Here is a 13,985-nt window from a genome sequence, read left to right as displayed (position 1 = left end):
TATCTCCCCTTTGTATTTTTATTTTTTGAGCTGCTCCAACCGTGTCAAACCTTCCAGATAATAATAATCTGCATAGGTCAGCGGAACATCGATTTCCGAATGATGGGGTAAGCTACCCACACTATGCTGCAATAAGAAACCGCCATTGCTTGCATATTTAGCAAAATAGGTGGCTCCTGATAGTGTTTGCAGGCTTTCCTGAGCAAATGTCAAGTAGGATTTGCTTTCGGTGCCAGTGGTCATTGTTGAGAGTTCAATCAGTGCAGAAGCAACAATGGCTGCAGCTGAGGCATCGCGCGGCACAAAATTTAATTTCAAGGAAGAAAAATCAGCATCCGATTTATAACCCGGCTTTCCGGCATTAAAATCCCAATACGGAATTTTATTTTTTGGAAGATTCGGATGGGTCATGTAAAACTTTGCCGCCGCTTTTGCCGTTTTAAGAAATTCTGGTTTTTTGGTCTCCCGGTACATCATGGTAAATCCATAAATAGCCCAGGCTTGACCGCGTGCCCAGGTTGAATTGTCGGCATAGCCTTGGTTCGTTTGTTGGTGGATAGCATGGCCATTACCATCGTAATCGACAACATGGTAAGTACTGTGGTCTTTACGAAAATGGTTTTTCATGGTTTGGGTGGCATGACTGATGGCCACATCCTTATATTTGGTATCTCCAGTCAAGTCGGACACATAACACAGCATTTCCAGGTTCATCATGTTGTCGATAATGACTGGATATTTCCATAGGGTCTTGCCGTCCCAAGACTTCTTCTCGTTCCATGATTTGATGACGCCCACCTGCGGATTATAACGTTTAAGCGCAGTATTGGCCGAGTGGATGAGGATATCCTTGTAAGCGGCAACCTTTTTGGGATCTTTAAGGTATTTAATGGCATTGCCATAGGAACAATACATCACAAAACCAATATCATGATGTTGATCAAGGTCTTTGGCTTTTTCAAGCGCCTCTGTCCATTTGATCGCCGCAGCTTCGGTCTCTTTATTATGGGTATGGTTGTAGATATACCATAGTGACCCTGGAAAGAAACCGCCGGTCCAATCCCATTCGTCTGTCCCTACCAGTTTTCCTGCAGGACTCAATGTGCGTGGAAATTTGTGCTGCTTTTCTGCTGCTTGTTCTAAAAATTGATATTGTTTTTCTGCAGCTCTAAAACTTGTGTCAATAAAGCTTGGTTTTTGATCTGTAAAACTCAGTGCAATCAGACTGGATGTGATCACAAAAAGTGCTTTTAGACCAGGTTTTCTTTTTTTCATAACGGCTTATATTCTTAGTAAGTTACATAATAATCTGATTCTTTTTATTTTATAGCCTCTTGGCGAATCGTAAAGGTATATTTTCCAGCGGATTTGATGCTTTTAGCGGTGAGTTTGATGCGATAGAGTTCCTTACCCCATACCTGACTCAAACGTGGGTCATCTTGAGGAATGACATCGTAGCTCGCCGTGAACTGTCCAGCATCAAAGTGTAGGGTTGCGTGCCCATTATTGAGGCGGATTTCCCCTTTGCCAATTTTTGGTTCCTGAGCAACAAGAAAATGGATGATATTGGCCTGCTTAGGACCTGTGATTTTAAACTCATCCTGAATGTCCAGCCCATTTTGTACGAGGGTGTAACTTCTATTCCAGTGTTCAACATTCGCCGACTTCGGATATGCTTTTCCAATATCAAGTTGGAATCTATTTTGTGCAGGCAGAAATGCCACATTTTCAGCTTTATATTCCTTTCCAAAAGATTGGTCTGCTCCATTGATCATCGGAACATTATGGTAAGCACTCTGCATTGTCCAGATACTGTATCTGTCATCGCTAAAGGTCTTTTTGGTATAGGTGCCGACACCGGCGTCAATGAACAGTGGTTGTTGATCCGCGTATAAGATAAAACTCCCGACATCGTTATGGTTGTGACTTTCATTATTGAAACCACCTTTGGCGGCAAAGAAAAACGGGCCCTTTTTTAGATATATAAATTGTGTTTCCGGATACCACTTGGCATTATTTTGAGGGAGTGAAGCGGTAACACGCTCTAATTGTGGATAGCATCTCAGGTCCTCGAAGGCGCGAAAAATATCCCTTGAAGGTTTGAAATTTGCAGTTTTGTCGCCGGTATTTTCCATATATCGGGCAAATTGCATCATCTCGCTACTATTGACATCCTGTCCATAACGGTAGATCAATAGTGGATCGCCGCCACCTTTTGCCGAAGCATCGGCAAAATTAACTACCCATTTATCTCCGCCAATATAGGATTGTGCGATGTACTCACCCATATCGCGAATTACAGGTTTATCAAAAATATTGATCTTGCCCTTGGTGGCAAGCGAAAGTATTTTTAAATAATCGTACAGTTTGCCCGCAGCATGTCCCCAATAGGAGGGTCCCTCTTCGCAGGCACCGTCTGTTTTGACATAATTGATAAAGCGATCCACAGAAGACATTGTCTTATAAATTCCCGCCAGTTGTATATCGGGATTGTCCTCAACCAAAAGTAAGGCCGTAAGAACATTAAAGTTACACCATGGATTCCAGTTATTGACCAACTGTCCTTCCTTGAGTTCAAATGCCTGCCACCACATGTCGTTACGATCCAGATAGGGCTGTATAATGCGTTGTTGGATCTGTTGTTTTAGACGGGTACTGATTTCGGGGTTTATTGTATTGAACGTATCGCGGAAGAAATAATGAACCCAGGAGAGGAGAGAGCCTACATCACCGGCCATCAGATCGACTACTTGTGTGCGCTCTTGCGGCAATGATCGCTTACTGGACTGAAAGGCCCCAAGGTGTGCCGAGAGAGACCATGTTGCCATTTCCGTCAATTGCCAACTGCCGTTTAGGATTTGGTCAACAAAGCGCCCCTGTCCTTCTGCAAGCTCCGCCAACAGTAGGTTGGTCAGCGCAGTACAATTTTCGTTCATTGGCTTTTCCATTATGCTGCGGTTGCCTGAACGCTCATATTCAAGGTAGTCGGTTGCTTTGACGACCTGCCACTGGTAGTTCAGGGCCTCGTTTCCCTTTTTTATAATACGCTCTTTAAAGGGAGCCATCAGCTTATCCCAGGCTAAACGGTCGGAATAAGCCGGGTAGGGAACCCAAGATTTGTCATTGCCTAGGCTGGCTTTCAGGTTCTCTTGTTTAAATGCTCCTGTTAGCAGGTTCAGATCTTTCCCTAGCAGTCTTTGGAAAGAAAAACTGCTAAGGAAAAATAGTAGGATTAAGTAAATTCTCATAATTACCAATCTTGATTTTGTGGTAGTAATGCCGGGTTCATTTCAATCTCTTGCCCTGGTATTGGCCAAAGCTTATGACGGCTTTGGTAACCCCGGGTGACGAGATTGTCTCCAGTAATACTTTTTTCGATGTAGTCTTTGGAGACGCTTTCTAAGAGGTTCCAGCGCTTAAGATCAAAATAACGCCATCCTTCACCTGCTAGTTCTACGGCCCGTTCGTGCTGGATACGTTTACTCATATCTGCTTTGTTACCGACAACCAAAAATGAGCTGCCACTATTTAGTGCGGGCATTTTAGAGCGTGTACGTACTTTGTTAAGCTCAGTAATCGCTTTATCCAATTGATTGGACTCGTTGTACGCTTCGGAAAGCATCAAAAGTACATCGCCCAAACGTATGATAGGGAAATTGATCGGTGTATGTGCACGATCGGTAATGGCGCCTTTTAGGTTTCCTTCAGGAACAAATTTCCGCCATAGATAGGTGTACCAACCCCGATTGTTGCGGATCTGACCAAAGTTTTCGTTTACACCGGTTGCCAATATCAGCTGCATATCTCTTTCTTTGTTTGCATTCCATCCTAAGTAATGCGAATATGGTACGATCAAGGTTTGATTCATCCGAGGATCGCGATTGGCATAGATCTGACGCAGTTTTGCTGTATCTGGTACTTTGGTAAGTGTGCCGCCAGATTGCGTAGACTCCATCGCCTGTTTTTTGACCGCATTATCGGTTGTATAGTTGGAGAAATAATCATTCCAGTTGAATGGACTACCATCTCGGTTTTCGTAGCGATCAGCAAGACGTGTGCTCGGCATACAGTTGTTCCAGTCGCTACCAAAGGTTGAACGCGTTCCCATATAGAAGGCCATGGGCATACCATAAGGGAAACCCGTACCACCCATATTCTGAATGGCAAAAATCATCTCCGGCGATTGATCACCATCCATGGTGAATAAGGCCGAGTAGCTTGTGTTTAAACTATAGCCATACGTGTTGGTCTTGTTGTAAACAATCTCTTCAAAATCCCGGATTGCTCCAGCCCAATCTTTATTGTAAAGGGCTACTTTCCCTCTCAAAGCATACGCTGCACCTTTAGTGATTCTTCCATAATACTTTGCATCATAGCTTACCGGCAATTTCTCAATTGCATAGTTCAGGTCATTGAGGATAAACTTATTGACATCTTCTACAGAAGAGCGACTATTTTTAAGATCAGCGAAATCTTTGTTCAAGTCGACAGTTTCATCGTATATCGGCAAGGCGCCATATAGATTGGTGAGCTGGAAGTACATCAGCGCACGTAAGAACTTCGCTTCCGCAATAAAGCCCTCCTGTTTGGCCTTGTCTATGGTCATAGGCTGGATATGCGCGATTGCATGATTACAACGTTGGATAAGATCGTAGCCCGCTTGCCATCTATCCACAATAATTGACGAACGGTCCGTAAAAGTACCGCTGATCACTTCGCCCAAACCCGGGGGATCATAGCCCAGACCAATATCGGTAAGACCATCGTAAGAAAATTGCAAACCAAAGGTGGCTTCTTTCTTTAAATCATTATAACAGCCCAGTACGCCAGCTAGGGCTTGGTCTTCATTCTGCCAGAATGTGCTAGCACTTACCTGACTGTAGGGGTTGGTATCAAGCTTATAACAAGATGATAAAGCAATGCATCCGGCTATGAGTAGTGAAATTTTTTTCATGAGGTTTAATTAATTATTCATGATATGTGTTATATTCAAAGGTGTTAAACCACCTCCTCAACTTTTGTCCATAATTTATTTAATACAGGAAGGGGATACCTCCAGTTACATTTCTTTCTTATTAGAAAGATAAGCTAACGCCAAAAACAGCCTGTTTCATTGTTGGATAGTTGGTACCGCTGATCTCCGGATCGAAACCTTTATATTTGGTAATGGTCCAAAAATTTTCCAGCGATGCAAATACGCGTAGGTTTTGCACCTGTATCCGCTTAGTGATATCGTTCGGGATTGTATAGCCCAGCTGGATATTTTTTACGCGGATAAATGCCTTGTTCTGTAACCAGAAATCACTGTTTTTGGTGTTTCTTGTATCGGTATAAGGCAACAATCGCGGGAATTTTGCATCTGTTGCACCTTCAGTCCATCGGCCATCAGCAATTTCCTGATTGATTTGATAGCCCCAGCGAACAGTGGGTGTGTAATAACCATCCGTCCACACGACTTTGTTGCCTGCATTACCTTGCAAGAAGACCGAGAAATCAAATCCTTTATAATCGAATCCCATGTTAAAACCATAGGTCATCCGTGGCGCCGTACCATGACCTACCGGAACCCGGTCATTGTCGTTGATGACGCCGTCTCCATTGGTGTCTTTATACAAGAGATCCCCTTTTTTAGGTGTACCATAGGATGCGAATGGATTTACTTTTTGATTGGTGTTTGGATCGATTGGCGCATTATCGATCATCTGTTGCACGAGCTGCATATCAGCATCTGTCTGTAATATGCGGTCGGTCAACAGGATATATTGGGTATTAATGGCATAACCTTCCTGAAGTAAATTGGAACCACTGATAGACTTGTCATTGCCTTTAAATTTGACCACTTTATTGTCAATAAAGGTAAAGTTGCCACCAATGTTGAATTTAAAATTATCGCCAATTTTATCGCGGTAAGTCAAATTCAGCTCGACACCATTATTACGTACTTTGGCCGCATTGGTGCGTGGTATTGTCGCATTTCCAACGACAAGCGGAGCAGGCAGGTTGATTAAGATGTTGTCGGTTACTTTGTTGAAAACGTCGATCGAGCCCCCTAGTTTGTAATTGAAAAGGTCAAAATCTAAACCAGCATTCAGGATATAAGTGTTTTCCCAAGTCAGAAGCGCATTACTCAATACGGTCTGCGCAAAACCTACATAGAGCTGGTTGTTTAACACATAGTTTGTTGGATTATAAAGCGCTTGATATTCATAATTGTTGATGTTGGCGTTTTTGCGGAAAGACTCATCGGAGGTTCCATTGTTACCTAAGGCACCATATGATGCACGGAATTTCAGGTTAGGCATCCATTTGATGTCATAAAAGTCTTCTGAGGAAACTTTCCAGCCAAAGGAAGCGGATGGAAATGTTCCCCATCTGCTTTTTCCGCTCATAAAACGAGATGAACCGTCTGTCCGTAGATTGGCTTCCAACAAATATTTGTCATCCCAGGATAGGTTGATCCGGCCAAAAAACGAACGCATAGCCCAATCGGTGATATTGCCAGAAGCGGAGGCATCCATAGTCGCCGCATTCAGAACGGTCAGGGATGGATCTACAAGGTCGAGTTTGGATGCCGCAAACCAACCATCTTTAAAATACTCCTGGCTGGCACCCACCATGACTTCATAGTTCAGTTTCTCAAAGAGCTTGTTTTTATATTTGGCAATTCCATCCATGTAATAGCGGTGGGATTTGATTGATTCGTTAGTTACCGACGAACGGCCTGTACCCGCTGAGGCAATTGTATTTGTCAAAAAGTTCCACCGGTCATTGAACACGGGTTGAGAGTAGACGAAATCATCGTCATAGGTATAGGTGTACGATCCTTCGATGGAAAGTCCCTCGACGGGTTTCAGTTTTCCGTAGAAGCGCGACACGAAACGGTTTTTGTTGATGTTGCCTTTCTGCGCATAAAGGCGGTGTAGCACGTTGTTAGACTGTGGGTCATCTTCCGGATTGTTTGGCGAACCAAATCTTCCATCTGGAGCACGCAGGACCATCCCCGAAGTACTTGCTGCGGCAAAAGTAAATACATCATCGATGATATTGGTGCCTATATCTGTTTTGGAAACGACACCATTGATATTGGCTCCCAACGTTAACCAAGGTTTTACATCAGCTTCTAGATTGATACGTCCGGTATGACGTTTATAGGTTGCTTGTTCGATGATTCCAGGGTTATTGAGGAGGCCGTAGGAACCAAAGAACTTGATTTTGTCACTACCTCCGGTAAAGGAAAGGTTGTGGTTTTGGCTGATTTTGTTCTGGAAAAGGTCCGAAACCCAGTCCGTATTGGGATATTTCAATGGATCCTGTCCTGCGTCCTGGCGCCAAAGGTCAATTTTTTCCTGCGAAAATATGGGCTTAGCATTTGGATCGCCATTGCGATAGCCTTCATTGATCAGCTCCATATAGTTGGCATAGTTGGAAACCATTCCAATGGTATTGGATGGTTTTTGACTCGAGAAATAATTGTTGTAAATAACTTTAAATTGCTCCGATTTACCCTTTTTCGTTGTAATGAGGATAACACCATTTGCGGCTCTTGAACCATAAATTGACGCTGAAGCAGCATCTTTTAAAACCGATATGCTTTCGACATCTTGTGGGTTGATCAAGTTCATGTCGCCAATAACACCGTCGATCACGACAAGTGGATTGGCATTATTGAGTGTTCCCTGTCCGCGAACACGTAGTGTTCCCCCATCACTGCCCGGTCTGCCTGAGCCCTGATTAACATATAATCCCGGCGCCTGTCCAGCTAGACCAGCTGACAAGGAGGTTACAGGTCTGCTTTCCACAACCTCGGACATCTGGATGGAAGAGACCGAACCGGTTACATTTTCTTTTTTCTGTGTACCAAAACCGACAACAACAACCTCGTCGAGTCCCTTGGACTCATTCTCCAAGGTGATCGTAAGCGGGTTGCCAGCTTGTGCCTTCGTTTCGATACTCTTATAACCGATGCTCGTGAAAACCAATGTTGCGTCGTTCTGTTGACTTTTGATTTCGAATGAACCACTTGCATTGGTCGATGTTGCTAGATTCGTTCCTTTAATCTGAACGGTGACATTGGCGATGCCTTTGCCATCTTTGTCTAAAACCTTACCCCGAATGGTTGTCTGCTGCATGGCCAGTGAAAGCTTGCTGTTTGTCTTAACAGGTGCAAATGGAGTCGCTTGTGTTGTCAGGCTAGATACGACCAACAAGCAGGATAATGGTATTGCCGGTTACATCCAACGATTCGTCGAAACGGATGTGTTCTTGATCTTGATCATAGGCTTTTAGATTTAATTGGTCTGAAAAATGAATTTTCTGTGAAGTGAATTTACAGTATTGATAGAGAACAATAAGGACGTTTTCTCGCAATCGTTTTCGTAACAGCCTGCCTAAAAATCGAAAGATTTTTGGTTAATATCTGTTTAGAAAGGTATGCCTGCTGGGAGTATTTGGATCAATAATTCAAAGGTCAGTGTAGCGTCTGTAAGCGATTGTCGTTTAATAAGGAAATTATGTAAACCTATTTCTTTTCGTATGATGAATATCAAAAAAACCGCGTTATTGTTATGTCTGTCACTTGGAGCATATGCAGGCTATGCACAGACAAAATGGAATGTAAAAGCCGGAGTCGCCTTTTCAAATGTGGATGCTAAAAATAAAGCGGGCGATAAGGCCAGCACGGCCGCGGTCGGAGGCCTGTATTTGGGACTCGGTCCCACATTACGCCTCAGCGATAATTTCTCTTTAGAACCGGCATTTGTGTTTGCTAAACGGGGCTTTAAACGAAAAGATGGAAGTTTTATAGGCTGGGGTAAAGATTTTAAAGCGAATACGTCTTATATAGAAATGCCTATCGATGTTGTCTTTAATGCTACGATCGGTACAGGTAAGTTGGAGGTCGGTATAGGCCCTTATATAGGTTATGGAATGGGCGGGAAATGGAAAACTTCAGAATCTGTTTACCTGGACGATATTGCAATTGATAACAAGGGAGATATCAAGTTCAAAAATGATTCGAGTGAAGGTGAGTATGGGGATTATACACTTGGGAGACCTTTTGATTATGGCGCTCGTGCAAAAGTAAACTATCTTTTTAGGGAACATTATCTTGTCGGTATAGAATTTCAGAAAGGAATTGCCAATTTAGAATCCAAATGGGGGGATTATAAATCCGGGAATGCTATACGTAATCGCTCCTTGGGTATTTCAGTTGGCTATCGGTTTTAGTAACTTAAAAACAGTGAATAAATAAGCGTATTGTTGGAAGCATGAGCTTGTCTCATTAATCCAATCGTTTGTCTTCAGCGCCTCGTGTCTGGAGACAAACGATTGGAAATAAATCTTTCCGTTGTACTTGCTACTATTGGGCATTAGAATTCAATCCGGTAGTTAATGGTCGGAATGATACCAGTCCATTTTTGAGGTTCAATGATACGTTTGCTGAAATTGTAGTGCATACCCACAGTGTTTTCTCTATTAAGGAGATTCTGAATATCCAAAATAAAAAGATGGCTTACTTTTTTGCGGTTAACCCGATAGCTCGATGAGAAATCAACACGTACGTAGGGATCGGCAGTCAGGGTATTGATGCGATCTTGATCAATAACTTCTTCGTCTAAACGAAGCGATTCTTCTTCCAGAACAGGAGAGTACTTTCTTCCTCCGGCATAAATTAATTTGGCATTAAGACCGAACAGATTATTCTTACTCTTTCCCACGGTCCATTCTTTCCCCATCAATAAATTTCCTACATAACGCGTATTGAATGTGGTGTTGTATTCTTTGCCATTGCGTGCTTTGAATTTAGAATCAAAGAAGGAGGTCGTTGCCATGAAGTAATACCCCTTACTTAACGACTTCTCAAGCGTCAGCTCAATGCCGTAATTTTTGCCGGTTCCTTTATTGATAAGCTGACGGTAGTTTGATGTACCAATAGCTGCAATATCCGATACATTGAGTAAGGAGAAGTTGATGTCGGAATCTGTAGATACTGGGACATCATAAAGATGCTGATAATAGAGTTCTGTCTTAAACCGGAGTGTTCTGCTTAGGTTCTTTTCATAGCCAATAACAGCCTGAGCAGATTTCGTTGGCGAAAGAGGCTTGTTTGGCTCTAGGCTTGTTTGATCGCTACTTTTAGCAAAATAGTAGACCAAGGGCTCCAGTCGGTTATATAGACCAGTCCCAAAAGATATCGTTTGATCTGCGGCTACACGCCAGTTTAGGCCAAGCCTTGGCTCGATAGACCAGCTCTTGCTCAAGGCGAAGTAATTTGCATGTACTCCTGTATTTAGCGTTAGTTTGTCGTTCAAAACTGTTTTTAACTGTGCAAAAGCATCATAAGTACTTGTATTCCCAGTCTCATTAATCCGCTCTTTCAATGCTGCTAGCTCGGTGTCGTAGGACAGCGCATAGAGGTCATAGTGTAATAAACTTGCATTTAAGCCCGCTCTAATCGTGTTTTTACTGTTGGCGCGATAGTTTAGCGTACCCGCATAGCGAAGAGCCGTATTCGTAAATTTGTCCTTGTGATAGAGGCTGGAAACATAGTCCCGTGTTAATGTATCAGTGCTATTGGAATTACGGCTAAGGGACATGGAAACAATATTGGTGAAATATAATCTGTCGTTTGCAATGTATTGATGTTTTAGTCCAGCACTCCCCGCGTTGAACTTTAAGTTTAGATCTTGGGCGTCTGTTCGTTCGTCCCATTTTTCGTAATTACGCTCGGCAGTTTGTTGAAGTTTCCCCAAACCGCCTATACCGAATAAGGAAAAGGTTCCGGCTTTTTTTGTGGGAAATACAAAATTAAAAGAAAGGTCCTGATATTTTGGGACGCCAGTGTCTGAAACTTTTACACCTACTTTTTCCAGTAGACTCAATGAAGAATAGCGGTAACTAATCAAATAGGAAGCGTCACTTCCTTTTTTGAAAGGCCCTTCTAACGTTGCTCCTACGCCCAGTACTCCGACGTTGAATGTGTATTCGCGTTTGTCGGTATTACCTTTACGGAACCTAAGATCAAAAACACCCGCTGTTGCATTGCTGTATTCCGCGGCAAGTCCACCAGTATAGAAATCAGATTTTCCCAATACCATGGTATTGAGCATACTGATTCCGCCGCCTGCAGCGCCTTCGGCTCCAAAATGATTGGGATTTACAATTTCGATACCTTCAAGCCGCCATTGCAAGCTTTTGGGAGAATTTCCGCGAACAATAATTTCATTGTCATCGCCGCCGGCAGCAACACCTGGAAAACTCTGTGCCATACGGGCGGGATCAAAAAAGGCGCCAGCATAGCGGTTGGTCTCTTCCGGCGAAAAAGAGCGTCCACTCGTCATTGCCATCTGGTTGAGCGGTTGTTTTCCGGCATTGGCATAGACGACAGCTTCAGTTAATGCATTTATTTGCGGCTCCATTTCCACATTGACCATATTCTCCCGTCCACTGGTGATCAGTAATTCTGTAAATTCTTCTGGTTTATATCCGGCCATGCGAACTTGAAGCTGTTGACGCCCAACCGGAACTTGCTGCAGCCGAAATATGCCCTGTGCGTCTGTACTTACAGACTTTGTTCCATCACTGGATGAAATGACAATTGTGGCACCTGTAAGCGGTAATCTGGTATTTTTATCTATCACGGTTCCTTTGACAGTTTCGGTCACAACCTGATTTTTTTGCTTTGGCGCTGCTGGTTGCTGGGCGAATGTAAACCCTGCTTGAAGCGATAATCCAATAAGTAAGATTGGCGATAGTTTCATAAAAGATTAGTTTTTATCTTTATGACAGCCGACTTTCAATTTACCCTTAGCTTTTACCTAATTTTTTGTTTTTCACGCCGCGAATATGTATGATTCAACTTAAATTCACATGTCATTACATGAAATTTTATAGGTTTTACTGATAAGTAGTTATTAACATAAAGGTTGCTGATTACAAGTTAATTAACATTGTTGTTAACATTTTAGCTGAACTGTTTTTGTCCTAAATGCCTAATTGTAAAAAAATAGGACGTCCGCTACGTTTTTAACAAAAGATCTGCTCTATACTAGAAAGTTAACATGTTTATTAACAATTCCTGGGATGGTTTTTTACAAAGACTAAGCGGAGTGTATTCAAATGGCGCAGTTCATTTGAGTAGCGCAGTTCATTCAAATAATAGAGCGTATTCAAATAAAAGCTTCCCGAAAAATTAACATTTTGATAATCTGACGAACCTATCTTTGTTAGGTGAAAACTACCGAAGCCAATGTAGATAGCCACTATGTGTTGCGTTTTAAAGAAGGTGACCCCATTGCCTTTGCCCATTTCTTTGAGCGGTATTGGGAGGATCTATACACCGTCGCTTTTCGTCATCTTCGGGAAGAGGATCAGGCTAAGGATCTTGTGCAGGAAGTATTCATCCATATCTGGGAAAAACGATCGCTCGTGAGTACTGAATACTCCGATATAAAATTCTATTTCCACAAAGCCCTCAAAAACAAAATACTGAATTACTACGCCTCGGAGCGTGTACGAAAACAGGTCTTGGAGAAATCAATGGAACGTATGGACGCTTTTTCCAATTTGGATAGCCAGGCCTTTGCCAGGTATAAGGCGCTGGAGGCTATTGTGGATGATTCGATAGACAAATTACCTAGATTGATGAAAGCAGTCTACTTAATGCGTTCTGACAATTATTCAATAACACAAATTGCCAAGGAACTCAATCTGGCTGAACAGACCGTTAAGAACTACCTGTCAGAGGCCAAAAAGATTATGCGGTACGAATTGACAAGAAGGTTTGCGGACCACGATTCTGTATTTTTATTGCTCGCAGGAAGCTATCTCCTTTATGATTATTTAATATAAAGAACATATTTAATTAAAGTACTTTGCCCGTTTTGATCTGTATTAGTATAAAAATTAATGCAGGTGAATTTAGAACGCTTTAAACTTATCATAACAGATTATCTCGGAGGAAAATTGACTGAGGAGGAAAAAGGTCATGTTGACGACTGGTACGAGTCTATTTCAAACGATGATATTAATCCCTTTAGCGATGCAAATCATCGGGAAAAAATCAAACAAGAATTATTTATTCGTGTAGGAATAGCTGAAGCACCTGCGAGGGCAAAGAAGGTGGCCAACATACCGGTCAGAAAATTCTCTTGGCTTTCAGCAGCAGCGGCTATTTTGGTCCTAGGAGGCATCAGTCTGCTATTTTTACAGCACAACCCGATGTCGCTTTCTCGGAAGCGGACAGAAGCGGTCGCATTACTGACGGAAACGGTTACGAATGCGGGCGAATTGAAAGAAATTCAGTTACCTGATGGCACATCTATTTTTTTAAACGGAAATACACGTATCCGCTACGATCGTAAGAATTTTGCATCAAATAGAAAATTCTTTTTAGATCGAGGGGAAGCATTCTTTCGGGTCAGACGGGATACTTTACACCCATTTGAGATAGAAACAGGCAGCGTTTCTGTTGCAGTCCTAGGAACATCATTCAACGTCAACAATTCGATGTCTACTAAACATGTGACGGTCGAAGTTAAAACTGGGCGGGTGAGTGTTCTAAATGCAAAAAATGGAGCAAACCATATCCTTACAGCAGGTAAGGCCGTCCGGTATAGCGTAGTTAAAAATGATTTTAAAACTTTCGATAGCGATCCAGCTTACATCAGCCTTTGGACACAAGGCGGTATGCAATTGAATAACATCAGCTTCAAGGAACTGAAAGAAATAATCTATAACCGCTTCGGTGTTGTGTTGCTTACCGAAAATCTGAATACAGATCCATTCAATTATTCGCTTATGATACCACATGTACAGTCATTAGACCAGGTGCTGAATATCGTTTGCAATATTCATCAAATCAAATTTAGGAGGGAGAAAAATGAAATAATCTTATACAAATAAGCTGTAGGGGGTAGAACAGCATAATTTATCTGCCCAAGAAAAGTGCTCATCTGGCAAACCGCTAAATCGACCAGTGAGCACCT

General features: G+C 42.4%; 9 protein-coding genes. 3 read left to right on the top strand and 6 right to left on the bottom strand.

Translation table 11 applies throughout. The features are described from left to right. Window positions 1–18: 18 nt before the first annotated feature. From B3E92_RS06185 to B3E92_RS06165, 5 genes are all read right to left on the bottom strand, one after another. Window positions 19–1,275 carry a glycoside hydrolase family 88 protein gene (locus B3E92_RS06185; protein WP_145328886.1) on the bottom strand — a complete coding sequence of 419 codons (1,257 nt, stop codon included), beginning with the start codon at window positions 1,273–1,275 and terminating at the stop codon, window positions 19–21. 44 nt (window positions 1,276–1,319) lie between these two features. Then, the gene (locus B3E92_RS06180) at window positions 1,320–3,248 is read right to left on the bottom strand and encodes a heparinase II/III family protein (protein WP_145328884.1); all 1,929 of its coding nucleotides are present in this window, start codon (window positions 3,246–3,248) and stop codon (window positions 1,320–1,322) included. 2 nt (window positions 3,249–3,250) lie between these two features. Beyond that, a complete protein-coding gene (locus B3E92_RS06175) occupies window positions 3,251–4,954 on the bottom strand; it encodes a RagB/SusD family nutrient uptake outer membrane protein (protein ID WP_286895900.1) in 1,704 nt (567 codons plus the stop codon). Between the two features lie 121 nt (window positions 4,955–5,075). Next, the gene (locus B3E92_RS06170; RefSeq protein ID WP_286895899.1) at window positions 5,076–8,207 is read right to left on the bottom strand and encodes a SusC/RagA family TonB-linked outer membrane protein; all 3,132 of its coding nucleotides are present in this window, start codon (window positions 8,205–8,207) and stop codon (window positions 5,076–5,078) included. Then, window positions 8,191–8,367, bottom strand: coding sequence for a hypothetical protein (locus tag B3E92_RS06165; RefSeq protein ID WP_286895898.1), 177 nt, complete (start codon window positions 8,365–8,367; stop codon window positions 8,191–8,193). The genes B3E92_RS06170 and B3E92_RS06165 overlap by 17 nt, the downstream gene beginning before the upstream one ends. Window positions 8,368–8,532: 165 nt before the next feature. Between B3E92_RS06165 and B3E92_RS06160 the strand changes: the two genes are divergently transcribed. Next, the gene (locus B3E92_RS06160; protein WP_286895897.1) at window positions 8,533–9,225 is read left to right on the top strand and encodes an outer membrane beta-barrel protein; all 693 of its coding nucleotides are present in this window, start codon (window positions 8,533–8,535) and stop codon (window positions 9,223–9,225) included. Between the two features lie 143 nt (window positions 9,226–9,368). Here B3E92_RS06160 and B3E92_RS06155 read toward each other — a convergent pair whose 3' ends face one another. Continuing rightward, window positions 9,369–11,759, bottom strand: a complete 2,391-nt coding sequence (locus B3E92_RS06155; protein WP_286850336.1) for a TonB-dependent receptor — start codon at window positions 11,757–11,759, stop codon at window positions 9,369–9,371. A 469-nt stretch (window positions 11,760–12,228) separates the two neighbouring features. Between B3E92_RS06155 and B3E92_RS06150 the strand changes: the two genes are divergently transcribed. After that, complete coding sequence (locus tag B3E92_RS06150; protein WP_070563451.1) at window positions 12,229–12,849, top strand: RNA polymerase sigma factor; 621 nt, start codon at window positions 12,229–12,231, stop codon at window positions 12,847–12,849. 63 nt (window positions 12,850–12,912) lie between these two features. Next, window positions 12,913–13,902 carry a FecR family protein gene (locus B3E92_RS06145; RefSeq protein WP_158638904.1) on the top strand — a complete coding sequence of 330 codons (990 nt, stop codon included), beginning with the start codon at window positions 12,913–12,915 and terminating at the stop codon, window positions 13,900–13,902. The last annotated feature ends 83 nt before the right edge of the window (window positions 13,903–13,985 follow it).

Source organism: Sphingobacterium sp. UBA6317 (genome assembly GCF_002440385.1).
Classification (GTDB): Bacteria; Bacteroidota; Bacteroidia; order Sphingobacteriales; family Sphingobacteriaceae; genus Sphingobacterium; species Sphingobacterium multivorum.
Note: the sequence above shows the minus strand (reverse complement) of the source record. Positions and strands in the feature narration are given on the sequence as shown.

Bases quoted from the DNA above. Each gene is read 5' to 3' on its own strand.
- B3E92_RS06185 (WP_145328886.1), bottom strand. From the start codon at position 1,275: ATGAAAAAAAGAAAACCTGGTCTAAAAGCACTTTTTGTGATCACATCC.
- B3E92_RS06180 (WP_145328884.1), bottom strand. From the start codon at position 3,248: ATGAGAATTTACTTAATCCTACTATTTTTCCTTAGCAGTTTTTCTTTC.
- B3E92_RS06155 (WP_286850336.1), bottom strand. From the start codon at position 11,759: ATGAAACTATCGCCAATCTTACTTATTGGATTATCGCTTCAAGCAGGG.
- B3E92_RS06160 (WP_286895897.1), top strand. From the start codon at position 8,533: ATGATGAATATCAAAAAAACCGCGTTATTGTTATGTCTGTCACTTGGA.
- B3E92_RS06175 (WP_286895900.1), bottom strand. From the start codon at position 4,954: ATGAAAAAAATTTCACTACTCATAGCCGGATGCATTGCTTTATCATCT.